General features: G+C 35.7%; 20 protein-coding genes. 13 read left to right on the plus strand and 7 right to left on the minus strand.

Annotated elements, in window-relative coordinates:
- Nucleotides 1-30 precede the first annotated feature (30 nt).
- Entirely contained in the window at nt 31-2265 is a 2235-nt protein-coding gene (locus VUJ46_RS03290; protein WP_326983587.1) for a TonB-dependent receptor, read from the minus strand.
- A gap of 293 nt (nt 2266-2558) precedes the next feature.
- Nucleotides 2559-4040 carry an aminotransferase-like domain-containing protein gene (locus VUJ46_RS03295; RefSeq protein WP_326983588.1) on the minus strand — a complete coding sequence of 494 codons (1482 nt, stop codon included), beginning with the start codon at nt 4038-4040 and terminating at the stop codon, nt 2559-2561.
- 65 nt (nt 4041-4105) lie between these two features.
- Here VUJ46_RS03295 and VUJ46_RS03300 point away from each other — a divergent pair, with 65 nt between their 5' ends.
- Genes VUJ46_RS03300 through bioA form a run of 5 tightly spaced genes read left to right on the plus strand, consistent with a single transcriptional unit; the run spans nt 4106 to nt 8832 of the window.
- The gene (locus VUJ46_RS03300) at nt 4106-4729 is read left to right on the plus strand and encodes a hypothetical protein (RefSeq protein ID WP_326983589.1); all 624 of its coding nucleotides are present in this window, start codon (nt 4106-4108) and stop codon (nt 4727-4729) included.
- Complete coding sequence (locus VUJ46_RS03305; protein WP_326983590.1) at nt 4722-5831, plus strand: aminotransferase class I/II-fold pyridoxal phosphate-dependent enzyme; 1110 nt, start codon at nt 4722-4724, stop codon at nt 5829-5831. The genes VUJ46_RS03300 and VUJ46_RS03305 overlap by 8 nt, the downstream gene beginning before the upstream one ends.
- A 60-nt stretch (nt 5832-5891) precedes the next feature.
- Complete coding sequence (bioD, locus tag VUJ46_RS03310) at nt 5892-6530, plus strand: dethiobiotin synthase (RefSeq protein WP_326983591.1); 639 nt, start codon at nt 5892-5894, stop codon at nt 6528-6530.
- Nucleotides 6527-7543 carry a biotin synthase BioB gene (gene bioB / locus VUJ46_RS03315; RefSeq protein WP_326983592.1) on the plus strand — a complete coding sequence of 339 codons (1017 nt, stop codon included), beginning with the start codon at nt 6527-6529 and terminating at the stop codon, nt 7541-7543. The genes bioD and bioB overlap by 4 nt, the downstream gene beginning before the upstream one ends.
- Nucleotides 7544-7554: 11 nt before the next feature.
- Nucleotides 7555-8832 carry an adenosylmethionine--8-amino-7-oxononanoate transaminase gene (gene bioA / locus VUJ46_RS03320; RefSeq protein ID WP_326983593.1) on the plus strand — a complete coding sequence of 426 codons (1278 nt, stop codon included), beginning with the start codon at nt 7555-7557 and terminating at the stop codon, nt 8830-8832.
- 160 nt (nt 8833-8992) lie between these two features.
- Here the strand turns inward: bioA and VUJ46_RS03325 are convergent, their stop codons facing one another.
- A complete protein-coding gene (locus tag VUJ46_RS03325; RefSeq protein WP_326983594.1) occupies nt 8993-10198 on the minus strand; it encodes a CynX/NimT family MFS transporter in 1206 nt (401 codons plus the stop codon).
- A gap of 78 nt (nt 10199-10276) precedes the next feature.
- On the opposite strand from VUJ46_RS03325, the gene VUJ46_RS03330 reads away from it, so the two are divergent.
- The 6 genes from VUJ46_RS03330 (at nt 10277) to VUJ46_RS03355 (ending at nt 17775) form a co-directional block, all read left to right on the plus strand.
- Nucleotides 10277-11053 (plus strand): AraC family transcriptional regulator, encoded by a 777-nt coding sequence (locus tag VUJ46_RS03330; protein WP_326983595.1) that lies wholly within the window; start codon nt 10277-10279, stop codon nt 11051-11053.
- Nucleotides 11054-11187: 134 nt separating this feature from the next.
- A complete protein-coding gene (locus tag VUJ46_RS03335) occupies nt 11188-11661 on the plus strand; it encodes a TlpA family protein disulfide reductase (protein ID WP_326983596.1) in 474 nt (157 codons plus the stop codon).
- 100 nt (nt 11662-11761) lie between these two features.
- Nucleotides 11762-12094 (plus strand): hypothetical protein, encoded by a 333-nt coding sequence (locus tag VUJ46_RS03340; protein ID WP_326983597.1) that lies wholly within the window; start codon nt 11762-11764, stop codon nt 12092-12094.
- 81 nt (nt 12095-12175) lie between these two features.
- Nucleotides 12176-15316, plus strand: coding sequence for an efflux RND transporter permease subunit (locus VUJ46_RS03345; RefSeq protein ID WP_326983598.1), 3141 nt, complete (start codon nt 12176-12178; stop codon nt 15314-15316).
- Nucleotides 15317-15407: 91 nt separating this feature from the next.
- Nucleotides 15408-16616 (plus strand): TolC family protein, encoded by a 1209-nt coding sequence (locus VUJ46_RS03350; protein WP_326983599.1) that lies wholly within the window; start codon nt 15408-15410, stop codon nt 16614-16616.
- Nucleotides 16617-16623: 7 nt separating this feature from the next.
- Entirely contained in the window at nt 16624-17775 is a 1152-nt protein-coding gene (locus VUJ46_RS03355) for an efflux RND transporter periplasmic adaptor subunit (protein ID WP_326983600.1), read from the plus strand.
- 580 nt (nt 17776-18355) lie between these two features.
- On the opposite strand, the gene VUJ46_RS03360 is transcribed toward VUJ46_RS03355, so the two are convergent.
- Nucleotides 18356-18607, minus strand: coding sequence for a hypothetical protein (locus tag VUJ46_RS03360; RefSeq protein WP_326983601.1), 252 nt, complete (start codon nt 18605-18607; stop codon nt 18356-18358).
- 660 nt (nt 18608-19267) lie between these two features.
- Here VUJ46_RS03360 and VUJ46_RS03365 point away from each other — a divergent pair.
- Nucleotides 19268-19723, plus strand: a complete 456-nt coding sequence (locus tag VUJ46_RS03365; RefSeq protein WP_326983602.1) for a GNAT family N-acetyltransferase — start codon at nt 19268-19270, stop codon at nt 19721-19723.
- Here VUJ46_RS03365 and VUJ46_RS03370 read toward each other — a convergent pair.
- Nucleotides 19715-20572, minus strand: coding sequence for a LysR family transcriptional regulator (locus VUJ46_RS03370; protein WP_326983603.1), 858 nt, complete (start codon nt 20570-20572; stop codon nt 19715-19717). The two genes, VUJ46_RS03365 and VUJ46_RS03370, sit on opposite strands and share 9 nt — an antisense overlap.
- 527 nt (nt 20573-21099) lie before the next feature.
- Between VUJ46_RS03370 and VUJ46_RS03375 the strand changes: the two genes are divergently transcribed.
- The gene (locus VUJ46_RS03375) at nt 21100-21807 is read left to right on the plus strand and encodes a hypothetical protein (RefSeq protein WP_326983604.1); all 708 of its coding nucleotides are present in this window, start codon (nt 21100-21102) and stop codon (nt 21805-21807) included.
- Between the two features lie 256 nt (nt 21808-22063).
- On the opposite strand, the gene VUJ46_RS03380 is transcribed toward VUJ46_RS03375, so the two are convergent.
- Nucleotides 22064-23503 carry a glycoside hydrolase family 30 protein gene (locus tag VUJ46_RS03380; protein ID WP_326983605.1) on the minus strand — a complete coding sequence of 480 codons (1440 nt, stop codon included), beginning with the start codon at nt 23501-23503 and terminating at the stop codon, nt 22064-22066.
- A gap of 63 nt (nt 23504-23566) precedes the next feature.
- A complete protein-coding gene (locus VUJ46_RS03385; protein ID WP_326983606.1) occupies nt 23567-24370 on the minus strand; it encodes a glycoside hydrolase family 16 protein in 804 nt (267 codons plus the stop codon).
- Nucleotides 24371-24621: the final 251 nt, after the last annotated feature.

Below are 24621 nucleotides of genomic sequence, written 5' to 3' on the forward strand. Positions count from 1 at the left end.
AATATCTGCTTTACCTGTACTCTCAGGCTGTTAATAATTTATTGTGTATCCTACGGAAAATGTACTGCCTCGCCCCTGGTAGGCAAAGGCTTTTTGAGGGGCTCCGTAGAAAAATTCGGAACGCTGTCCCCAAATGGTCGTGTACTGTCTGTTAAAGATATTTTGAATACCAAAATTAAGGGTACCTCTATTTAATTTGACATCTCCAACGATATCGAATAGAGTATACCCTGAAATTTTCATACCTACTAAATCGGTATAATTTAGTGAGTTTTGCATTTGGAGTCTTAATGAAAACTGTTTGGCGTTCCATCCGGTGTAGATCATGAATTTAGACGGATTGGTGGTATAAACCGATTGGTTCTGCCACCCTTTGTCAATGGTTTTCGTTTCAGATTTCATCAACAATACATTTCCCCCAAATTCCAGTCCCTGAGAAAATCGATAACCTAAAGCTCCTTCAAAACCGAAGTTTCTCAGTTTTTGATCGAGCAGAGAGATGGTAAAGGCGGCATTGTCGATTTTTAATGTTTTATTGGATACAGCATAAAAAACTGATCCCTGTGCAAAAAGTCCTGCTTCAGAAGTTCTGTTATGTCTGAAACCCAATTCCATTTGATCGGTTTTGATTCCGCTTAAAGGCTGTTCAGCAATATTCATACTGTTCAATAAATTCCAGTGATTATTTTCCAGCTGATATTTTCCGAAACCATATGATTTTGCGGCATCAGGGACGGCAAATCCCTGGGAAAAATTTAACCATGTTTGCCAAGATGGGTTTAATTTATATAATAAACTCGAATTCAGTAAGGTAACATCGTAATTGTTTTTGCCACCTTTAACAGCATCTGCAGAATTTCCATAACCAAAATTCATGTAAACTTGTTCTTTAAATCCAACAAAATCATCCAATTTTACATTGATAAACTGTTGGCGAACACCTCCCGAAAGTGTCAATTGATCTGTAATATTCCAATCTGCCTGAATAAATCCGGACAATGTAGAAATTTTTGTATCAGGATATCTTCCCACAAAAGTATCTGTACGATTAACCAAACCTCCCGACTGAGCACTTATTTGAGGATTAAAAATCGCCTGATCCCCGGTAAAACTTTCGTAATCACCATCGACTCCGTAAGTGAAATTAAAGGATTTCCATTTTTTATTTAAAACCAATTTTACCCCATAAACATTAGTGTTTCCTCGTGCTGAAGAAAGAAAAACCGGAAGCGTAATTCCCGCCGGAGGTTTCGGAACTTCCGCAAACGAAGCCCCAAAATCGACTTCTTCACGACGTCCGTAAGCCTGCAGAATTAAGTTTTGTCCGCCCCAAATATTTCTTGCATTGTACTGTAAATTCGCCATAAAACGCTCGGTTCTCGGAACAATATCAGAATCTGCGCCGTCCGAAACATTGATTAAATCCGGATTTTTCGTTGTAAATCCAACAAAATTTTCTCCGAAAGACAGCCATCTTTTATTTCTGACTTTTGAATTATAATATTGTAAATCAACATTTAAATCTTGGTTTGGAGCTATTTTTGCACTGATTCCACCTAATAAATCAATTGATCTATTGTATTGAAAATCTGCCTGCTTCACATCGGTGATGATCTGGTTTCCTTTGGCATCAAATGCTCCTTCATTTTGTGTGAACGCCGCTCCCAGTCTGAATTTAACTCTATCTGTTCCGCCTTCGATGGATTGGGCAATTCTTTTGTCCAGATCATCTTTATGAAATCCTGATTTTAACCCTACGGAGGTTTCAAAAGCTAATTGATCTCTAACAGGCTTTTTAGTGATTATATTAATTATTCCTCCTGTGGAATCTCCACCGTAAATGGAAGAAGCACCGGAAAGAACCTCTATAACTTCTATATTGAAAGGATCAATCGCATCAAATTGCCTGCTTGTTGCTCTGGTACTGTTCAGGGAAATCCCGTTAATCATCACCAGAACATTTCTTCCCCGCATATTTTGAGCATAATTCGTACGCCCCTGATTGCCAAAATCAAATCCGGGGATCATATTTCCCAGTACTTCTTTTAGTCCGGCACCGCCTCTGATCTGTGCCTGAAGCTCTTTATCGCTGATCACCCATACGGTTCCGGGAATATCACTGATTTGTTTTGGAGATCGTGAAGATACCATAATCACCTCATGAATGTTATGAGTTATTATGCTGTCCATCTTTCCTGTCTGTCCGGAAACCTTTGTGGTTATAACAGTCAGCAGAAGAATTGAAAATGAATATCGCTTTTTCATCTATTTGGAATAATTAAAAATAACGATGTAAATATATAGTAATATCCAAACAAAATGCCTCCTGATTTTTGTCATACAATTCAATCCGATGTGAAAATATAGTAAGTAAACCTAGTATTTACCGCTGTGTGCAAACGATTGATTAATCTTGTGTGATGAATTGAGACCGTCTCGGATTGAGAAAATACGCTTAGCAGAATGGACGTATTTTTAACAAAAATTTAATTTTTTTTATGCGTTTTTAGTGTTAAAATACTCTGATATTTTCAAAATAAAATCCCCAAAAACTTCCCTTAAGTTATTTTTTTTGCAGTATCTGAAAAAATAGTGACTGATTTTTCCATTTCTTCAAAATTTAAGTTTCCAAATCCCAAGCGCATGGCTGTAAGATCCTTATTTTGATAGAGTAGGGTTTTAGGAATGAATAGGTTGTTTTTAGCGCACTCACGGCTTAGCTGCATGAGATTAATGTTGATTTTCCACTCCGTCCATATGGCCAGTCCTCCGGAAGGTTTCTGAAAGGTAAGCAATTGGCCTAAACTTTCTTGGAGTAAATCAGCAAAATGATCCCGGCGTTCCCGGTAAATTTTCAGCGATTTTTTTAAATAACGGTTTATTTCTCCTTCGGAAATCATTTCACCCAAAACATGTTCCATTAAAATATCTCCTTGTCGATCAATGATTCCAAGGTATTTTCGCATTTCAATCATGAGGTTTTCGGGAGCTACAATAAAGCCTGTCCGGAAGCCAGGAGCCAGAGATTTTCCGAAAGATCCTATATAAATTACCATTCCGTTGGTATCTGCACTGGCTAAAGGAAGAATGGGGCTTTTATCATAATGGAAATCATAGTCATAATCATCTTCTAGAATGATAAATCCGAATTCACTGGCGAGATTTAATAATTCCAGCCGACGTTGGGCGCTTAAGGTTACCGTAGTGGGGTAATGATGATGTGGCGTTAGGTAGAGCATCCTGATTTTCTTTTTCTGGCAGATTTTTCTAACCTCATCTACATTAATTCCCTCATGATCAATTGCAATAGGAACTACCTGTACTCCTGTTTTTAGAAAAATCATATTTACAGAAAAATAACTTAAGGAGCCCACTAAAACAGTGTCACCTGCTGAAAGTAAAATTTCTGAAACAATGTAAATGCTCATTTCCGTACTTCTTGTAATGAGTACATTATCATTTGAAATCGGTAATCCTCGTGATGAATTTAAATATTGAGAAAGATTCTTCTTGAAAAATTCACTCCCATCCTGATTATAATGACCGATTTTATGCCCTCTTCTTTTTAATGTTGAACTGTAAATCCTGGACTGTTGGTCTATTTGTGTTAACCGGATATCCGGAGAACCGTCATCAAAAACAAATTCACAACTGGAATGCTCAAATGGATTATCCAGAATGTGGGACATTTTAAAACTGAAACCCGTGGTTTTTGGATAATTTTTTAGGTTTATTCTGCTAATTCCATGAGAATTGCTTGGTTTTTCTTGATTTTTTCCAATAATGAAGGTTCCTTTATTAGGTAGGCTTTCTACCCAGCCTTGAGCAAAAAGTTCGTCATAAACGGAAACAACCGTATTTCTGTGAACTCCTAAAATAAGACTTAAAGCTCTGGTTCCGGGCAGTTTGGTTCCAAATGCTAAAAAGCCTCTTTGAATGGCATTAATCAGCTGATTCGTGATCTGCATATAAATGCTAATCTCAGAATTTCTGTCGATTTTGATAAAACTTGTATAGGGAATTTTAACCGGACTATTCATAATATAAAAACTGGTACCATAGAACCATCCGGCAATATACTACTTTTGAACCAAAACAAAAGAAAATGGAATTTTACAATCTTTTAGACAAAATAGTTCAGCACGATGAGACTCATGCAAAATGGCTGAACACACTTTCATTCATGGAAAATGCGGGAGCAAGAAAAATTTCCGCTTGCGAACATTCAACAAAAGTAGATTTAATTCAATTAAAGCATGCGGCAGAAGAGCATCGTCATGCTTATTATTTGAAAAAACAAATTCTGAAAATTAATCCGAATTTTTGTAAAACCTACGAAAAAAATGAAGTTTTAGCATCGATTGCAACTAAACAATATCTTCATTCTTTAGACATCAAAGCGTGTAAATATCTTCAACAAGTTTTCAAACTATCAAAAGAAGAATTGAAATATGCTGCTTATCTATTTGTTACTTATGCCATTGAAGTTCGTGCCGATGAATTATATCCGGTTTATCAGGAAATTCTGACAAAAACTTCGTCAAAAATTATGGTTAAGTCTATCATTTTGGAAGAAGAAGGACATTTGGAGGAAATGATCAATCAGCTTAATAAATTCTCAGACGATTGGAAGACGCATGCAGAAGTGATTTTAAAAATTGAAAAAGCGCTTTACGAAGAATGGATTCATGCAATCTCTAGCGACATTTTAGGCAGGAAGTATGCGTAATCATTTTGATTATTTTGAAGAAACCTTAATTCAAAGAAAAGAAAGCGGGACCTTGAGGGTTTTAAAAGAAAAACCGGAAGGGATCGATTTTTATTCTAATGATTATTTAGGGCTGGCAAGAAATTATGAATTTAACCAATTATTGTTAAAAACGGTAGCTGAAAATCCGGAACTGCTTTGCGGAAGCTCCGGTTCAAGATTAATAAGCGGAAACAGTTTTGTCGTTACAGAAGTCGAAGACTATATTGCTCATGAACACCAGTATGAATCGGCTTTAGTTTTTCCCTCCGGATATAATGCCAATCTGGCTCTGTTTTCAACGCTTCCGACCCGCCATGATACAATTATCTTAGATGAGCAGATTCACCGTTCGGTTCATGATGCGTGCAGAATGTCGTATGCTAAAAAACTGAAGTTTAAACACAATGATCCCGAGCATTTAGAAAATATTCTGAAAAGAAACAACGAAGGCTGCTATGTCGCTATAGAAAGTCTGTATTCGATGGATGGAGATATTGCCCCGATTCAGGAAATTTTTGAAATCACAGAAAAATATAAAGCTTATTTGATCGTGGATGAAGCGCATGCTTTTGGTGTTTTTGGCTATGGTTTGATTGATCAATTTAACTTGCAGGAAAAAGTTTCAGCCACGGTCATTACTTATGGAAAAGCTTTGGGAACGCACGGCGCCGCTATCTTAACGAAAGATCTGCTTAAATCTTATCTCATCAATTTCGCATCACCTTTTATCTACACCACTTCGGCGCATGATTTTCTATGGATGAGCATTTTGAAAGGATATGAGTTTATAAAAGCAAACAGTCAATTATCAATTGATTTACAAAAAAATATTAAAATTTTTCGTGAACAAAATTTAGAAAGTCCATCTTCTGAAAACAGCCCAATTCAGGCAATTATAATTCCGGACAATCATCAATTGAGAAGTCTAAAAGAAACTTTATTGGAGAATGGATTCTTAACGTATGCAGTTTTTAGTCCTACGGTGAAAGAAGGAGCGGAAAGGTTGAGAATCTGTCCGCATAGTTTTAATACAGAGGAAGAAATAGTGGAATTAACAAGAATTATTAAAGAGTTTATTTAAACGTAAAATAATCACATCATTTGTCATTCCGCAGGAATGACAAACTGGATGGATAAAAATATGAAAATAGAAATACAAAGTAAAAAACAAAAAATCCTATTCGTCACAGGCATCGGAACCGAAGTAGGAAAAACCGTCTGTTCGGCAGTTTTAACGAAATGTTTTAATGCAGATTATTGGAAACCAGTACAATCAGGAGATTTAGATTGTTCGGACAGTATGAAAATTAAGAATTGGGTTGGAGAAAATACAATTTGTCATCCCGAAACTTATCGCTTTCAATTGGCTGCGTCACCACATCAATCGGCTAAGGAAGAGAGAATTATGATTGATTTAGATGAATTTAAACTTCCTGACACTCAAAATAATTTAATTATAGAAGGAGCAGGAGGATTGATGGTTCCTTTAAATAATAGAGATTTTATGATTGATTTAATTGAGAAATTAAACATTCCTGTCGTTTTGGTTGTCCGAAATTATTTAGGATGCATCAATCACACTTTACTATCCATTTTAGTTTTAAAACAAAAAAATATAAAACTGGAATATATCATTATTAACGGAAATTTTCCTTTTGAAACCGAAAGAATTATCTGTGAAAATATTAACCCTGAAACGAAAATTATAAGAATTCCAGACATCGAAAATTTAACAAAAGAAAACATAGAAAGTATTACAAAACAATTAGAAAATAGATGAGAGATAAAACAAAATTGAGAAATGATTGGACAAAGCAAGAAATCGAGGGAATTTACAATCTTCCGCTCCTCGAATTGATCTATAAAGCAGCAACCGTTCACCGTGAATGGCACAATCCTGAAGAGGTTCAGATGTCGACTTTGCTTTCTATAAAGACGGGTGGCTGTCCTGAAGACTGTTCCTATTGCGGACAAGCGGCTCGTTATCATACGAATATAAAGGTTCAGGCGTTACTTCCGACGGAGCAGGTTATTGCACATGCTCAAAAGGCAAAAGATAATGGTTCGTCCCGTTTTTGCATGGCTGCAGCATGGCGTGAAGTTCGTAACAACCGGGATTTTGACCGAGTTATCGATATGGTAAAAGGGGTGAATGAATTAGGCATGGAAGTTTGCTGTACCCTGGGAATGTTAACAGAAGAACAGGCAATTCGCCTTCAGGAAGCTGGTTTGTATGCTTATAACCATAATCTTGATACTTCGGAACAATATTATGAAGAAATTATTTCGACAAGAACTTTTGACAATAGAATTAATACCATTAATAATGTAAGAAAAGCGGGAATTACTGTTTGTTCAGGCGGAATTATCGGCCTTGGAGAAACAAATGCAGACCGAATTTCAATGCTTTTAACATTATCAACCATGCCAAAACATCCCGAATCTGTTCCGATTAATGCATTGGCGAGAGTAGAAGGAACTCCGTTGCAGGACAACGAAAAAACGAACACGTGGGAAATGGTGAGAATGATTGCTACGGCGAGGATTATCATGCCTTCATCGATGGTTCGATTGAGCGCCGGAAGAATTGAAATGACAGAATTTGAGCAAGGTTGGTGTTTTATGGCAGGCGCAAATTCCATCTTCACGGGAGAAAGGGAAACACTTTTGGTAACACCCAATCCCGGAGTTTCTGAAGATATGCAAATGTTACAAACTTTAGGATTGAAACCGATGAAACGAGCGTCAGAAAAAATAATGGAGCAGTTTGAAACCTGGAGTGCTAACGTTTAATATAATAACATATGAATTTACAGGAACGTGACAGAGCCGTCAACTGGCATCCCTATACGCAAATGAAAACTGCCGGAAATGCGATTCCCATTGTGAAAGGGAAGGGTGTTTATCTTTTTGATGAAAAAGGAAAACCGTTTATTGATGCCGTTTCTTCGTGGTGGGTGACGTTGCATGGTCATGCAAATCCGTATATTGCGCAACGGGTTTTTGAACAATTAAATACTTTAGAGCAAGTTATTTTTGCAGGATTTACCCATGAACCTGCCATTCAGCTTTCTGAAAATCTGTTGAAATTGTTGCCTGAAAATCAGGAAAAAGTTTTCTATTCGGATAACGGATCGACAGCGGTGGAAGTAGCTTTGAAGATGTGTATTCAGTATTCTCATAATCAAGGAAAGGAGAAAAAGAAAATTCTGGCTTTTAAAAATGCGTATCACGGCGATACTTTCGGGGCAATGTCTGTGAGCGGAAGAAGTGTCTGGACAAAGCCTTTCGGAGAGATGCTTTTTGAAGTTATTTTTATTGATACGCCGACTTCTGAAAATTTGAAAAGTTTAAAAAATCAAGTTGAAAATGTAGCTGATGAAGTTGCCTGTTTTATCTACGAGCCTTTAATTCAGGGCGCTGCGGGAATGTTGATGCATAATCAGGAAGACTTATCAGAATTAATGAAATTTTGCAAAGAGCAGGATATTCTCCTGATTCAGGATGAAGTTTTTACAGGATTCGGAAGAACAGGAAAATGGTTTGCCGCCAATTATCTTACAGAACAACCTGATATTATGTGTTTTTCAAAAGGGTTGACAGGAGGAACGATGCCTATGGGAATCACGACTTCTTCCAATGAAATCTTCAATGCTTTTTTGTCTGATGATAAATATAAAACCTTATTTCACGGGCATTCTTTTACAGCAAATCCGTTGGCTTGTACGGCGGCTTTGGCGAGTATGGAACTTTTATTGAAAGAAGAAACGTTGACTCAAATTAATCTAATTAGTGAAAAACATTTACAATTTTCCAAGATTCTAAAACAACAGCAAATGGTTGAAAATGTTCGCCAAATCGGGACAATTTTAGCATGGGACTTCAAAACAGAAACAGGAACTTCTTATTTTAATGATATAGGAAAACGTCTTTATGAAGAATTTTTAGAGCGTGGAATTATCATGCGACCTTTGGGAAATGTGATGTATCTCGTTCCACCTTACTGCATTACTTCAGATGAACTGGATTTTATTTATCGAAATATTTTGAAAGTTCTTGCGAATTTAAAGTTTGATGAATAATCATATTTTTATTTTGAATTAAATTAAAATTATGCAGCTTTAAAAAGAAAAAGATTTCAAGGAAAGTCTCTTTTGGGTTGATAATTTAATTTATACTGTATTTCAATAAGAATTGATAAAAAAATAAACCGTCTCGTGTGAGACGGTTTTTCTCTATTTTTTAGTCTTCTACGAATTTATTTCCGGCGGCTTTTATTCCAAAATAAAACATGACGATTACGGCAAATAATAGAAAGTAAAAGGAACTTTTCCACGATAGATCCCAATCGTGAAGTTTTCCGAAAATAGGCGGTCCGCATGCGGCGATTAAATAACCGACCGACTGCGCCATCCCTGAAATTTTGATAGCATTGGCACCGGATCGGGTTCTTAACGAGAAAAATAAAATAGCCAGACTGAAAGATAATCCGTTGGAAAGTCCCATTAAAGCGGCACAAAAGAAGATCCATTGTGATTCTAAAAAAGCAAGCATTAAGGTACTTATTAACATCAGGACACAAATAAAAATGATCATTACTTTCTGGTTTTTCATTTTATTGGCAATGATAGGAGCTCCAAAAGTCACGGGCAACATCGTAATCTGGATCACGAATAATACCCATCCCGTATCTTCCGAATTCATGTGATGATCGGTAAGAAATGCCGGCAGCCAAGCCATAATACAGTAATAAAATAAAGACTGCAACCCCATGAAAATACTGATATTCCACGCTTGGGAAGATTTAAACATATTAAAATCTGAATGGCTGACCGATGATTTTGCTTGTTGAGTTTTGTTTTTATTAAAAATCATTTCAATACTTATCACGACAATCGCCAAAAGAGAAATAATCAGCCAAATTCCCAACGAGCCACGCCATCCGAAGCCAGTCCATTTTCCGATATTGACACTGAAGCCTGACGCCAATGCCGCACTGATATTCATGGAAACTGCAAAAATTCCTGTCATTAATCCAATCTGTTTCGGGAAGTTATTTTTAACATAACCTGGTGTTACCACATTTCCAATGCAAATTCCCAGTCCGATAAAAACAGAACCCAAAAATAAAGCCCAAAGTGAGCCTGTCACCCTTAAGAATAATCCAAAGCTTAAAATGAGTAATGAATAAAGCAAAAATCGATTAATACTGAATTTATGAGAAAATCTGCTCACCAAAACCGAACAGGTCGCGAACATAAAAAGTGGAATAGAGGTGAGCATACTGATCTGGAAACTATCAAGTTGAAGAGCTGATTTTACATCACCCAAAACAGGAGATACCGAAATAATTGGCGAACGTAAGTTGCTGGAGACGAGCACTACAACCAAAACATTTACTAAAAGCAAAAAGTAGGATACTGTATTTTTTGTTTCGTTCTTTATCATAATTAAAATTTCTATCACAAAATTACTTGTGTTATTTTATTTAATTTTGTCAAAATATTAACCTAAAACGACATGGTTATGAATAACGATAATATTATTGATGACTTAAAAAAGCCTTATTTTGTTTGGTTTGAAGATAATTGGAAACATGACGATGTTCTTCATTCTCACAAAAAAGGTCAGCTGGTGTATGTGGAAAGCGGATTTCAATATCTGACGATTGAAGAGAAAATTTATCTGCTTCCACAGAATCATGCCGCGTGGATTCCGCCTAATGCAGTGCATAAAACGAATTCTCATTCGGAAAAAATAAAATTAATGATCATGTTTTCGGATATCGACAGCCATGAAGATTTTTATCATCAGGAAAAAGTATTCTCTGTACCGCCCGTCTTGAAAGAGATGATCAGGTATTCTGAAAAGTGGTCTAAAAATTTAGAAAATAATCCTGCTGAATCTATTTTCTTGAAAGCTCTTTTTAGTGAATTACCTCATTTTGTGGTCGATTCCTTACAACTTCATCTTACTTTGCCAAAGGACAAGCGGTTGTCTAAAGTCATGGAATATCTTCACAATCATTATAACCAAGATTTTAAAATTGAAGAACTTAGCGACCTGGCAATGCTCTCATTGAGAACATTAGAACGTATTTTTAAAGCAGAAACCGGAATTACACTGAATAAATACCAACAAATTCTACGAATTATCAAAAGTTTAGAATTATTAAGCTCCATTGATCTTACAGTTTCTCAGGTTGCCTTTGAAGTGGGCTATAAAAGTCTACAGGCCTATACCAGAAGTTTTCTATCGGTAATGCATTGCAGACCGAGTGATTTTGCGAAAATTATTCACTAAACTTCAATTGAAAAAATAATTATCTTTAAAGTATGGAAAAATTGTGGTTTTGGATAAGAAAAAATGCTTTAAATATCATTTTATTTCTCTTTTTTATCCTATTTCTCGTAAACAAGGATGTTAAAACATGGGTAATGAAACAGATTGTTTCAACAGGATTATTGAATTCAAAAATTGAAGATAAAGGAGAGTCAGCTGCTGCTAACTTTATTGTTAGTGACATACAAGGAAAAAGTATTTCTACAAAGGATCTGAGAGGTAAAGTAGTCTTTATTAATTTTTGGGCATCATGGTGTCCGCCATGCAGAGCGGAATTTCCGTCTATTCAGAAAATGTATGAAAAATATAAAGATAACCAGAATGTAGAATTCTTAACTATAAATCTTGATGATGACATAAATGCCGGAAAAAAATTCTTAGAAAAGAATAATTATACCATTCCTTTTTTGGTTTCGAATGGAAATATTCCTCAAGAAATTTACAACGGTTCGCTTCCAACGACTGTGGTTCTTGATAAAAATGGTAAAATTAGACTGAAACATACCGGAATGGCAGATTATAGCAAAGACTCTTTTTATCAGCAACTTGAAGAATTAATTAAGGAATAAAATCATATTTAATGGCAATTTAACAATAGATTTTTCTTTCAAAAAAAATTTAAGCCCTATCTTTGCGGCCATGTTGAGATGGTTTTCCATAGTATGTTCGATGATTTATGTGCTTGCAACAACCAATGTTGGTGAAGTGTTGAAAGTGCCTTTATTTGTAGAACATTTAATGGAATATCAAGGAAGTGTCTCCGAATTTTTGGTTGAACATTACGATAATCACAAGAAAGATGCAGATTGGGATACCGATCAAAAGCTTCCTTTTATCAATCCGCCGGTTGTCTTGATGGTTCACGCTCAGCTTCCTGAATCTATTTTCCACATCGAAAAAATAAAAGAGATCATTATCTCTCAAAAACCAACTGTTTATCAGGAAAAAGACTTTTCCAGCAGTTATCTTTCCCGTATTTTTCAGCCGCCGCGCTTTTGTTAATTGATTTTTAATTTAAATATCAATGTTTTAGATTTTTATCTGAAGCAGTTGATTTCTATTTAATTCAATTAATACATTTTTATGTTAAATAAAATTATTGAGTTTTCTGTAAAGAATAAACTCATTGTCGGTCTTTTTACCATAGGGCTGATTCTTTTTGGAATTTATGAAACCACCAAACTTCCCATCGATGCACAGCCGGATATCACGAGTACTCAGGTTCAGGTCATTACGGTTGCGCCTTCGTACGGAGCTGCAGATATCGAACGTCTGGTAACTTTTCCTATCGAGCAGGCAACCAGCAACGTCAGCGGAATTACTCAAATCCGTAGTTTTTCACGTTTTGGTTTGTCTTTGATTACGATTGTTTTTGATGATGATACAGATGTGTATTGGGCGCGTCAACAAGTTCAGGAACGTTTACAATTGGTTCAGGAAAATATTCCTGTAGGCATCGGAAAACCTGAATTAGGACCGATTTCATCAGGTTTGGGTGAAATTTTTCAATATGTAGTAAGACCCAAAAAAGGTTATGAACACGTTTATGACGAAACCGAACTAAGAACCATTCAGGACTGGGTGATTCGCCGTCAGTTATTGGGAACGAAAGGTATTGCTGATGTCAGCAGTTTCGGAGGTAAATTAAAACAATACGAAATTGCCATCAACCCTAATCAATTACAGGCATTTAACATCAATATTAATGATGTTTTTGATGCGTTGGAGAACAACAATCAAAATACCGGAGGTGCTTATATCGAAAAAAGAGAAACCGTTTTATTTATTCGTAGTGAAGGGCTTTTAGGAAGCCTTGAAGACATCGGAAATATTCAGGTTTCAAATACAAAAGAAGGCATTCCGGTTCATATTAAAGATGTTGCGCAGGTCAAATTTGGTTCTGCAACACGATATGGAGCCATGACGTATAACGATAAAGGCGAAGTTTCCGGAGCAATTGTAATGATGCTGAAAGATGAAAATGCCAATGAAGTCGTCGGAAATATCAAGAAAACTTTAGACAAAATTCAGGAATCTTTACCGGAAGGCGTTGTGATTGAACCGTTTTTGGACAGGGCTAAAATGGTTAATAATACGATCAGCACGGTAAAAACAAATTTAATGGAAGGTGCATTAATCGTCGTCTTCATCCTGGTTTTATTCCTCGGGAATTTCAGAGCCGGATTATTGGTGGCTTCTGTAATTCCTTTGGCAATGCTTTTTGCCATTATTATGATGAATATTTTCGGAGTCGGAGGAAACTTAATGAGTCTCGGCGCATTAGACTTCGGATTGATTGTCGATGGTGCTGTTATTATCGTGGAAGCCGTTCTGCATCAATTAGCTCATAAAAAACATTTCGGAAAAAACAATATGCTTTCCAAAGCTGAAATGGATGGACAGGTTTCCAGTTCAGCAACGAAAATGGTAAACAGTGCCGTTTTCGGGCAGATTATTATTTTAATTGTTTACTTACCGATTTTTACACTTCAGGGAATTGAAGGAAAAATGTTCAAACCAATGGCACAAACCGTTGCTTTTGCTTTGGTGGGTGCCTTTTTATTGTCATTAACTTATATTCCGATGATGAGTTCTTTGGTGTTGAGTCGAAAGAAAAAAACGAAAGACAATGTTTCTGACAAGGTGATGTCAAAAATGGAAATAGGTCATCAGAAACTATTGATTAAAGCTTTAAAATTCAGAAAAACAATTATTGCAACGGTTATCATTTTGTTTGCAGGAGCGGTTTTCGTGCTTTCAAAAATGGGTGGAGAATTTATTCCGTCTCTGGAAGAAGGCGATTTTGCGGTGGAAATGAGAATTCTTCAGGGAAGCAATATCGAGGAAACTAAAAAAGCGACAACTCAGGCTGCTAAAATTTTGCTAAAACAATTTCCGGAAGTTCAGAAAGTCGTGATGAAAATCGGAAGTGGAGAAATCCCGACCGACCCGATGCCGATGGACGGAGGCGATATGATTGTCGTTTTAAAACCGAAAAAAGAATGGACTTCAGCACATTCATTTCCTGAACTTTCAGATAAAATGAATAAAGCATTGGAAGTAATTCCTGGGCTTACCGCAAGTTTTCAGTTTCCGGTTCAGATGCGTTTTAATGAACTGATGACGGGAGCAAAACAGGATGTGGTTTGTAAAATTTATGGCGAAGATTTAGACAGTTTGGCAACGTATGCTAAAAAATTAGGTGGAATTATTTCAACCGTTAATGGAGCTCAGGATTTGTATTTAGAGCCTGTTGTCGGAGCTCCGCAGGTTGTGATTGATTATAATCGGGCTGAACTTTCACGCTACAATATTTCCGTTGCCGAAATCAACAGAGTCATCAATATGGCTTTTGCAGGGCAAACTGCGGGTGCTTTGTATGAAGGCGAAAGAAAATTCGATGTGGTGGTAAGAATGGATCAAGAGCATAAAAAAGACATTTCAAGCATTCAAAATCTATTGGTTCCTACTCCGAATGGCGAACAAATTCCGTTGTCTCAATTGGCAAAAGTGGAATTGAAAAATAGCCCTAATCAGATTCAGAGAGAAAATACAAAACGTAGAATTGTCATTGGTTTCAACGTTCGTGGAAGAGACGTTCAAAGTATCGTGGAAGAGCTTCAGCAGAAGGTTAACAAAGATTTGAAATTATCTGCAGGCTATGCGATTTCGTACGGCGGTGCTTTTGAAAATTTAAATGAAGCCAAAGCCAGATTAGGAATTGCCGTTCCAATTTCTTTGGTAATGATTTTCTTATTGCTGTTCTTCGCTTTCGGTTCTGTAAAACATAGTTTATTGATTTACACAGCGATTCCGTTATCTGCAATCGGTGGGATTTACTTTTTAGCATTGCGAGGAATGCCTTTCAGCATTAGTGCGGGAGTTGGCTTTATAGCTCTTTTCGGTGTTGCAGTTCTAAACGGAATTGTATTAATTTCAGAATTCAACCGACTGAAAAAAGATGGTGTTACCAATTTAAGCCGAATTGTTTTAATGGGAACAAGAATCCGTCTTCGTCCGGTTTTGATGACGGCTTTTGTGGCTTCATTAGGATTTTTACCAATGGCCATCAGCAACGGAGCCGGCGCGGAAGTTCAGCGACCTTTGGCAACCGTTGTTATCGGAGGTTTGATGCTGGCAACGCTTTTAACCTTGTTTGTTTTGCCGATTCTTTACGTCCTATTTGAACGAATCAGTAAAAAGAAAAAGTTTAATAGAAACTAGATCTTAGCTTAGTGTAACGCCTTTGCGAACGAAAAAATCAAAAGTCTCAATTAAAAAAATCTTAGCGCTCATTGCGTTAAAAATAAATACAATGAAATTTTCAAACAATCATAAAAAAATGACTGCATTATTATTTCTGATTTCTTTCGGAATGATGAATGCGCAGGAAAATATTACCTACGAACAAGCCTTAGAAAAAGCTTTTCAGCAAAACGGAACTTTAAAAAACTCAAGATTAATTTCTGAATATCAGGAGAAATTAAAAGCAAGTTATCTCGATATTCCGCAAACGGAAGTCAGTGCACAGATCGGACAAATCAATGGGATTGAAACCGATAATTCTTTCTCGATTTCTCAGCGTTTCAGCTTTCCGACGGTTTATACCAAAAGAAAACAGATGCTGGATGCGGAATGGAATGCGAGTGTCATCAATCAAAATCTGACGAAAGCACAATTAACAAAAGAAGTTTCCGATGTTTTTTACAGGATTCTGACGCTTCAGGAAAAGAAAAAAGTGATTGAATATATCAGCGGATTGTACAGCATTTTTGCAGATAAAGCAAGTCTGAGACTGAAAAAAGGAGAAGCCAATATTATGGAAGAATCCACGGCGGAAATTCAGAAAGAGCAGGCAAAAACGCAACTGAATATGCTTGAAAATGATTTGAATATTGCCAAACTTCAGCTTCAGTTATTGCTTCAGTCAGATTCACAATATCAACCGATTTCTGACAAACCGACGATGAATATTAACCTTCAGGTTTCAGAAGAAATGATTCAACAACATCCCGAATTACAATATTTAAATCAGCAAATAAAAGTCAATGAAGCAGAAGCTCAGCTTGAAAAATCGAAGTTATTGCCGGATTTATTGATTGGCTACACGAATCAAAGTATGAAAAACCTGAATAACAATCGTTTTAATGCCGTTCAAGTTGGTGTCGGAATTCCTTTGTTTACGAAAGGTCAGCGACAATTGGCAAAAGCAACGAAAGCGAAAGTGGCGATTTCTGAAAATCAATATCAGTTAAAAGAAATTGAATTAAAAAACAGGTTTGGGCAACAAGTCAATAATTATACGAATCAATTAAAAATCGTTGAAAATTATGAACAAAAACAGCTTCCTAAGTCTGAAACGATTTTAAAAACAGCTCAAAAACAAATGGAAGTTGGTGAAATCGATTATCTAAACTGGGTCATTCTGACGAATCAGGCAGTGAAAACGAAGGTTGATTACATCGACAATCTCGAAAGGCTCAACCAAATCGGTGCGGAACTTAATTTCTTACTATCAAAATAACAGCGAAATGTATCTTAAAAATATATCAATCTTCAGTTTAAGTTTAATCTTGGTTTTAGCTTCCTGTTCAGAAAAAAAAGAGGAAGAAAAAACAGTGTACGAAAACACAAAATTCAAGGAAAAAGATCAGAATACAGTTCAATTAACTGATAAACAAATGCAATCGGTTGGTTTAACGACAACAACGGTTCAGGAAAAAACGATGCAAAAATTGATTCGTCTGAATGGTAAAGTTGAAATTGCGCCGTCTCATATCAGTTCGATTTCCAGTATTATGGGCGGTCATATCAAGTCGATAAATGTGATGAACGGAAGTCATTTCAGTAAAGGACAGGTTTTGGCTGTGGTGGAAGACCCGCAGTTTATCCAGTTGCAACAGGATTATCTGGTAACCAAAGCACAATTGGAATCGGCAAGGTTGAATTTAACCCGTCAAAAAGATTTAAATATAACCAAAGCAACCAGCGATAAAACTTTACAAACGGCTCAGGCAGATTATTCTACATTGAATGCAACGTTGAGAGGTTTGGAGGAAAAGTTAAGAATCATCGGAATTAATGCTAAAGGTTTAAATTCATCAAATATCAGAAGCAGAATTAATGTTTATGCGCCTTTCAGTGGTTTTGTAAGCAAAATTCTGGTAAATAACGGACAGTATATTAACCCTTCGGATACTTTATTTGAATTGATAAATCCTACCGGTTTATTGCTTGAATTAAAAGTATTTGAAAATGATGTGAACGACGTAAAAATTGGACAGGAAATTTTAGTTTATAACAATCAAAGTCCTGATAAAAAATCGAGCGCAAAAATTGTAAGCATTGTTCCAAGTATTGAAAATGGCGGATCATCAATTGCAGTGGCGAAACTTTCAAGTCCGAATCCTGAATTCATCAGAGGAATGTATATCAACGGCGAAGTTTCGATTAATAGCCGTTTTACAATTGGTTTACCGAATGAATCGGTAGTTTCTTTTGAAAATAAAAATTATATTTTTGAAGATTCAGGAAATAAAAAATACAAGATGATTCCTGTAAATACGGGGATTTCGGATGAAAATTTTACAGAAATTTTGAAAGCAGACAATTTAAAGGATAAAAAAATCGTTCAGAAAGGAGCGTACAGTGTTTTAATGCTACTGAAGAATAAGGCCGATTAAGGCTGTCTTTGTTGGTTTTTCGCAAAGCCGCAAAGATTTTTTTAATACTTTATGTTTTTAAGGCGCAAGGATTTTATCTTTGATAAAATTGAGGGCTGCATATTGTGGCCACGAATGCACGAATTTTATTTCCCGCAGATCGCAGATAGTTTCTGTTGGTTTTTCGCGAAGCCGCAAAGATTTTTTTAATACTTTATGTTTTTAAGGCGCAAGGATTTTATCAAAGATAAAATTGAGGGCTGTATATTTTGGCCACGAATGCACGAATTTTATTTCCCGCAGATCGCAGATAGTTTCTGTTGGTTTTTCGCAAAGCCCGCAAAGATTTTTTAATACTTTATGTTTTTAAGGCGCAAAGATTTTATCGAAGATAAAATGGAGGGATGCATATTATGGCCACGAATGCACGAATTTTATTTCCCGCAGATCGCCTTTAGATTTTCCAGATGATATCGTTGATTTTCTTTGCGTACTTCTCAAGTTTTGTATCGGATCCGTGACTTACCGGTTCAGCGACCAGATATCCTATTAGAAAAACCCGTTTTCTGAAAAACGGGTTTTTTAGTAAAATTAAATAGACTTAGGAGTGCCTGTCAAGTCTCTTTTTTATCTGCATCGGATGATTAGTTTCTCTAAGAGAGCTTACGAAGAGAAGGCTAAAGCCTATATATGCTCCGAAAGCAATTAAATATATAATCAGATTGCTGACATTTATTTTCGATAGATACACCATAACAGAAAGCAGGGCAAAGCCTACTAAAAGGATGATGCTCCATATAAACATCGTTGCGGAAACTTCATGAGTTTTCAGTCTTTCAAAATACTTCATCATAATTAAACTTTTTTAAGGTTGTTAAACATTTTTGTTTCCGGAAATTCCGGAGAGAATAACAGTAAGTAATTTGCTCTTCTATTATTCATTGTGGTGACTACATCATGGTAAAAAGTATACTCTTTTACAGGGCTAAGATCAGGATGTAGCCTACGGAAGATATATTAAATGTGATATTCCTTCCCTAAAGAATATCATAGGTAACGGTCGTATAGCTGAAAAATCAAGTATTCTTATGAATTCCTGTTGATCTGTATCTACTGAAAAAAAATCTCAGTACTACCTAAACACGATAATAGCTAAATTAAGCGCAGTAAAATCCCGTGAATCCGGAAGATCTTTCTTTTCATCAGACTCAATGTGTTTTTAATTTTTTCTGTCATCTTAACAGCTATTATCATGCCAAACTAATCTTTTTAATGTTAATTATGAAACAGTTATGTAGAGACCTGGTAAGATTGTCTCGGTCTATTTGTATTAAAATCACACTTCAGTCTGGCTTCTTTATAAAGTCTTTCAGGCATTTCTCACAATCTTTTCCTTATCTGGCGGACGGAAACTTGATTTTTTGTTAAAAAAAAGATCACTGATGCGTAAAATGAATTAATTTATTAAAAAATAGCATTTTTCTGCATTAGTATTCCTTCTAATTTTGCTATCATGAAAAAGAAATATTTATTAAAATCGTTTGAAGAATTGCTTAACAATGAACTTTATGAGATTTTAAAGCTGAGAAATGAGGTTTTTATTGTCGAGCAAAACTGTATTTATCAGGATATTGACGATAAAGATGAGCACAGCCTTCATTTAACAGTTTGGATTGACGGAAATTTAGCGGGGTATACGCGGTTACTTCCTTCGGGGCTTTCTTATGATGATATTTCTATAGGAAGAGTCATTACTTCTCCAAAATACCGGGGTGTAGGTCTAGGAAAAGAATTAATTGACAAATCCATCGGCTACTGCCGAAGCCGATGGGGAAATGCGTTGATCAGAATCAGTGCTCAATCGTATTTGCTGAAGTTCTACGAATCATCAGGTTTTAGAGCAATAGGGGAAGAATATGAAGAAGACGGTATCCCTCACATTGAAATGATAAAACCTCCGTCAGATTAATTTCAGCAGGTTATTTACAATAGGATTGGGGTCATTTTTGCGCCAAATGACAAATAAATTGGTTTCAAACGGTAAATCGATAAATTTAACACCCGTATTTCCATTTTTAGCGTAGGATTTGGGTAAGATCGAAATTCCGAGTCCTTTTTTTACCAAAGAGATTATTGTAGAGCCAAATTCACTCATTATATAAGATTTCTGTGAAATATTATAAAAAGAAAAAACTTCACGGATATGCCTATTATAACTGCTTTCATAATCATTTACCGTTAAAATAAATCTTTCATTTTCAATGCTTTGGCTACTAATGTCTTCAGGGGAGCTCAAGGGATGATCCCAGGGAACCACAAGCGTAAGCTTTTCGGAAGAAATTAACCTGCTGTTAATTGAAAGTGAATGATTTATATCTCTTGTAAATGCGAAATCAATCTTATAATTTAAGAGGTATTCATCCTGATTTTCATAGGGGAGTTGTATAAGTTCAAGCTCCAGGTGAGGATAGTGATCTAAAACTTTCTCAAGAAAGTCGGGTAGGATAGAAGACGAGATCGAGTCGGGGTGTGCCATTCTAATTTTACCATATGCTCCCAGATGAATTTGTTTCGCCATCTGGTGAACTGATTCCAGCTGATTAATCTCTAAAGCCCATTGCTCCTGTAAGAATTTGCCTGCAGGAGTTAGTTTAACGTTCCTTTTATCACGATAAAACAATTGTACATCCAATTCATTCTCCAATGCTTGTATCTGCCTGCTAAGAGCCGATTGCGTGATATTCATTTTAGCAGCCGTATTCCAAAAGTGCAGTTCTTTGGCTAAAGCGAGAAAATATTTTAACTGATGTAAATCCATACATACAAAAATATAAGAAAAATGCGAAAGAAAACGGTTTATTTATCCATGTTAATTCTTGGGACAGCATGTTGGGGCATCTCTTTAGAATTGACCAGAAATATTATTACAGTTACCGGATTGATAGTTTTATTCGATATTATTTGTAAGCGACTCTTTTCATTAAAAAAAGATTCAGAACATTCCGCAACGTCAGCACTACTGTGTTGTTGCGGGTTATTAATTCTATCTATATATGAACCCCATACAACTGGATTAAGGGTACAGATCGTGACATCTGAACTTTTTATGATGTCTTCTGTATTATTTCCCACTCGTCTGCCGACCCAAAAATCTATACGCTTTAATGATTACAGCGAATTTGACTGAACCGGTATGAATGCATGTGTATATTTTTTCTGATCATGAAATTCAGTAAAACTACGGATTATAAATTTTATAAAGATCTGTAATTTTAACATTTACATATTTTAGATATTGTAAAAAGAAATGAAACTCATCATTGAAATATTTAAAACGATAAAACCATGTATTCAACTATTAAAAAAATTGACAATGAGTCCACCACAATAAGAATCAGAAAACTTATTGGGTTTTTAGCATTTTTCTTACCTACAATATTACTGATTTTACCGTTATTCGGCTCGCCCTCTTGTTGGCAAACTTCTATCAGTCATAATTACTACACTTCATATAGGGAGATTTTTACGGGAATTTTAATGGGAATAGGGCTGTTTATGATCTGTTATAAAACGATAAAAGATGATGGAGAAGATGATAAAAAAAACAATCTTAAATTCTATGTGGAAAAATATGGATCCGTGCTTTCGGGAATCATGGCTATACTTGTTGCAATATTTCCTACGGCTCCGGCTAAAGCTAAGCAGGCCAGCGCTTGTTTTACAAAATATAAAGAGGAGATTGATCTTCTGCAATATACATTGAATGAAAATCCGAATGATATCAATCGCATAGTACATACGGGCTCTGCAATGATACTTTTCATAATGCTCTCAGTTTTTTCTCTTTACGTTTTTCCTTCCAAGAAATATGAATTTAAAAGTAATTTATTATTTAAATCGATGGGAGTCATTATAATTTTCGGTATTTTAATTTGTGTTATAACAAATTCGATACTAAGTTTTCCTTATGGAACATTTTTCGGAGAAGCCATTGCATTATATGCATTTGGTATTTCATGGCTTTATAAAGGATATATAGAATCTGCTAATTAACTCACCGAAAAAAAACTGAGAGCATTAAAGTAAAAATAATTGTTTCATTGATCCGTGCAAAATATGAGATATCAATGAAACAATTTTATGCTTAAAATAATCTCAGTTTCTGTACATTGTAATTGTTTGGCAAATCTTAAAACATACTCTATTTAACATAATATAAATTATAAGACTTTTTATAACCCGTGAATATCAAAAAATCGACTGTATCAAAATACAGCCGATTACGAATAAAATAATGTTAATATGAAGTTTATAAAATTACGGTCTGTATAGAATGTGCCGGAGTCGATAGTTTGGCAGACATACCTTCGATCCAAAGATTGGTTTCAATATCATTTTCAGTATCGTTCATGATAACGGTTACCAATTGTCCGTTTTCGTTCATGAAAGTTGTGGATGTTAAAGCCGCTCTGTTAGACGAACTTCCGATTCTTTGCGCGTTAGGCTTAATAAATTTGGATACGTGACCTACATAATAATATTCATAAGTGTAATAAACTTCTCCGGTTTTTGTATCCGCAATGATGGGTGCAAAGCAAAAATTCCCTACGTGATTTGGTCCACCTGTTTCGTCAAGAAGTACATTCCAGTCTGTCCATAATGCGGTTCCTTTATTGAAGTCATTGATCATGTTTCTTCCATACAATTCGCCCAAGCTTACATCGTAGATTTTAGACATATCAAACTGCTCTTTACAGCCTTCTGTAAAAGCCAGAAATTTATCAGGAAAAGCTCTTTGTGTCTCAATTAAATTATCAAAAAGCTGAGTTTTATTATTCCACGTTTCATACCAGTGATAGCCAATTCCTGAGGCATATTTTGAAGTTTCAGGATCGCTCAGAGTTGTTGTGGCTCTTTGATAAATTAAATCACGGTTATGATCCCAAATCATCACTTTTTTATCCTTAAATCCGTTTTTCCATAACGTCGGTCCCAAGTTATTTTTAAGGAACTCACCTTCTTCCTCAGCTGTATATATGCAGGATTCCCAGGTCTGTGTCGCCATCGGCTCGTTCTGAACCGTCAGCCCCCAAATATTAATCCCTCTTTTTTCGTATTCTCTAATGAATTTAACATAATAATCTGCCCATGTCTGGTAGAAAGCATTTTCAAGCCTCCCTCCTTTCAGCATACTTTTATTAGACTTCATCCAGGCAGGCGGACTCCATGGTGAAAAATAAAAGGTAAATTCTTTCCCTATCGCTTTCTGCGCAGCCTTAATCATAGGAATTTTATACTTTTCGTCATGGGCTACATTAAAAGATTTCAGCGCATTATCATTTTCCTGAACGTATGTATAAGAATCACTGGAAAAGTCACACGAATTCATATTGGTACGAACCACCGTGTACCCTAATCCATTTTTACCATAATACGCTTCAAGAATTTCCTGCTGCTTATTTTTAGGTAATTTATAAAAAGTTTCGGCAGCGGCATCTGTAATCGCACCCCCGATTCCGATCAACTTTTGATATTTAAAATCCGGATCTACAAAAATACAGGCATCTGTTTCCTTAGGCTGTCCGAATTTTTCAAATTTTACAGAACCCTTATCCATCATTTTCTCATTGGTTTTGGAATTGGTAAGAAAAACTTTTGCGGTTTTTCCTGCATTTTTTTTCCAGTAATTCTGTGCATGGGCATTAAAAGCCATCCCCATCACCAAACAGCTTACTACTAATTTCTTCATTTCTTTCTATTTTTTAATATTGAAACCTTCATTCATAAATTCCTGCGAATTTAAGGAAGTACTTTATTTATTTTTATACACCCTTACATAATCTATCTCATATTTTTGAGGAAAAATACTGTCATCAATTCCTTCTTTTCCGCCCCAAAATCCGCCAACGGCCAAATTTAAAATGATAAAGTAAGGCTGGTCAAAAGGCCAGGATTCGTACGTTTTTTCTTTGTTTTCATAAGTGAAAAACTTTTGGTCATCAATATAAACATCAATTTTCTCCGGTGTCCAGTCTGCTTTATACACATGGAATTTCTCACTCAAGTCTTTTACCATCAGTGTATCCGTTTTCTGAGTTCCGATTTTGTGATTGTATTTTTTGGTATGCACCGAAGCATGAACATATCCCTGATTAAATCCAACGTGTTCCATGATATCCAACTCCCCGTCATCCGGCCACTTTTTCATATTTTCGCTCATCATCCAGATCGCAGGCCAGGTTCCCCGACCTTTCGGAAGTTTTGCCCGGACTTCTACCGTTCCGTATTGAAATGAGAATTTTCCTTTTGTTAAAAGCCTTGCAGAGGTATATTTATTCTTTTCCCAATTTTCTTTTCTGGCTTCAATTACCAAATTTCCATTTTCAATTCTTGCATTTTCCAAACGGTTTTTAGTATAAAACTGAGCTTCCTCATTGCCATAACCACCACCTCCGACATCATAATTCCATTTTGAGGAATCGGGTAATCCTTTCTCATTAAATTCATCATTCCAGATTAATTTTCTACTTGAATCGGGCTTGTTTGAAGCGCAATTTGAGACAGAGAAAAGTAATGCTCCGCTGGCTAAAATGGGGATGATACTGGTGATTTTCATGTTTGGAGTTTTTGAGCTTGATGATTTTTTTAAAGCAAAGTTTTATTTAAAATTTCTGTTGATTTTTAAGGAGCAAAGAGTTGCGACAAGTCGCTTATTAAGCTAGCTTCATCAAATCAATTGTATTGATTCATTCTTTGCTCCTTAAAATTTTGAGTTATAATATTTAAATCTTTGCGTTAAAAAATTTAGATTAAGATTATTTCTAAAGTTTGTCATACTGGAAGCATCTCTACAAAGATTATTTAGAT

This window comes from Chryseobacterium sp. MYb264 (genome assembly GCF_035974275.1).
Classification (GTDB): Bacteria; Bacteroidota; Bacteroidia; order Flavobacteriales; family Weeksellaceae; genus Chryseobacterium.

Excerpts from the sequence above, each read along its gene's own strand:
- VUJ46_RS03290 (WP_326983587.1), bottom strand. The coding sequence starts at position 2,265 with ATGAAAAAGCGATATTCATTTTCAATTCTTCTGCTGACTGTTATAACC.
- VUJ46_RS03295 (WP_326983588.1), bottom strand. The coding sequence starts at position 4,040 with ATGAATAGTCCGGTTAAAATTCCCTATACAAGTTTTATCAAAATCGAC.
- VUJ46_RS03300 (WP_326983589.1), top strand. The coding sequence starts at position 4,106 with ATGGAATTTTACAATCTTTTAGACAAAATAGTTCAGCACGATGAGACT.
- VUJ46_RS03305 (WP_326983590.1), top strand. The coding sequence starts at position 4,722 with ATGCGTAATCATTTTGATTATTTTGAAGAAACCTTAATTCAAAGAAAA.
- bioD (WP_326983591.1), top strand. The coding sequence starts at position 5,892 with ATGAAAATAGAAATACAAAGTAAAAAACAAAAAATCCTATTCGTCACA.
- bioB (WP_326983592.1), top strand. The coding sequence starts at position 6,527 with ATGAGAGATAAAACAAAATTGAGAAATGATTGGACAAAGCAAGAAATC.
- bioA (WP_326983593.1), top strand. The coding sequence starts at position 7,555 with ATGAATTTACAGGAACGTGACAGAGCCGTCAACTGGCATCCCTATACG.
- VUJ46_RS03325 (WP_326983594.1), bottom strand. The coding sequence starts at position 10,198 with ATGATAAAGAACGAAACAAAAAATACAGTATCCTACTTTTTGCTTTTA.
- VUJ46_RS03330 (WP_326983595.1), top strand. The coding sequence starts at position 10,277 with ATGAATAACGATAATATTATTGATGACTTAAAAAAGCCTTATTTTGTT.
- VUJ46_RS03335 (WP_326983596.1), top strand. The coding sequence starts at position 11,188 with ATGAAACAGATTGTTTCAACAGGATTATTGAATTCAAAAATTGAAGAT.
- VUJ46_RS03340 (WP_326983597.1), top strand. The coding sequence starts at position 11,762 with ATGATTTATGTGCTTGCAACAACCAATGTTGGTGAAGTGTTGAAAGTG.
- VUJ46_RS03345 (WP_326983598.1), top strand. The coding sequence starts at position 12,176 with ATGTTAAATAAAATTATTGAGTTTTCTGTAAAGAATAAACTCATTGTC.
- VUJ46_RS03350 (WP_326983599.1), top strand. The coding sequence starts at position 15,408 with ATGAAATTTTCAAACAATCATAAAAAAATGACTGCATTATTATTTCTG.
- VUJ46_RS03355 (WP_326983600.1), top strand. The coding sequence starts at position 16,624 with ATGTATCTTAAAAATATATCAATCTTCAGTTTAAGTTTAATCTTGGTT.
- VUJ46_RS03360 (WP_326983601.1), bottom strand. The coding sequence starts at position 18,607 with ATGATGAAGTATTTTGAAAGACTGAAAACTCATGAAGTTTCCGCAACG.
- VUJ46_RS03365 (WP_326983602.1), top strand. The coding sequence starts at position 19,268 with ATGAAAAAGAAATATTTATTAAAATCGTTTGAAGAATTGCTTAACAAT.
- VUJ46_RS03370 (WP_326983603.1), bottom strand. The coding sequence starts at position 20,572 with ATGGATTTACATCAGTTAAAATATTTTCTCGCTTTAGCCAAAGAACTG.
- VUJ46_RS03375 (WP_326983604.1), top strand. The coding sequence starts at position 21,100 with ATGTATTCAACTATTAAAAAAATTGACAATGAGTCCACCACAATAAGA.
- VUJ46_RS03380 (WP_326983605.1), bottom strand. The coding sequence starts at position 23,503 with ATGAAGAAATTAGTAGTAAGCTGTTTGGTGATGGGGATGGCTTTTAAT.
- VUJ46_RS03385 (WP_326983606.1), bottom strand. The coding sequence starts at position 24,370 with ATGAAAATCACCAGTATCATCCCCATTTTAGCCAGCGGAGCATTACTT.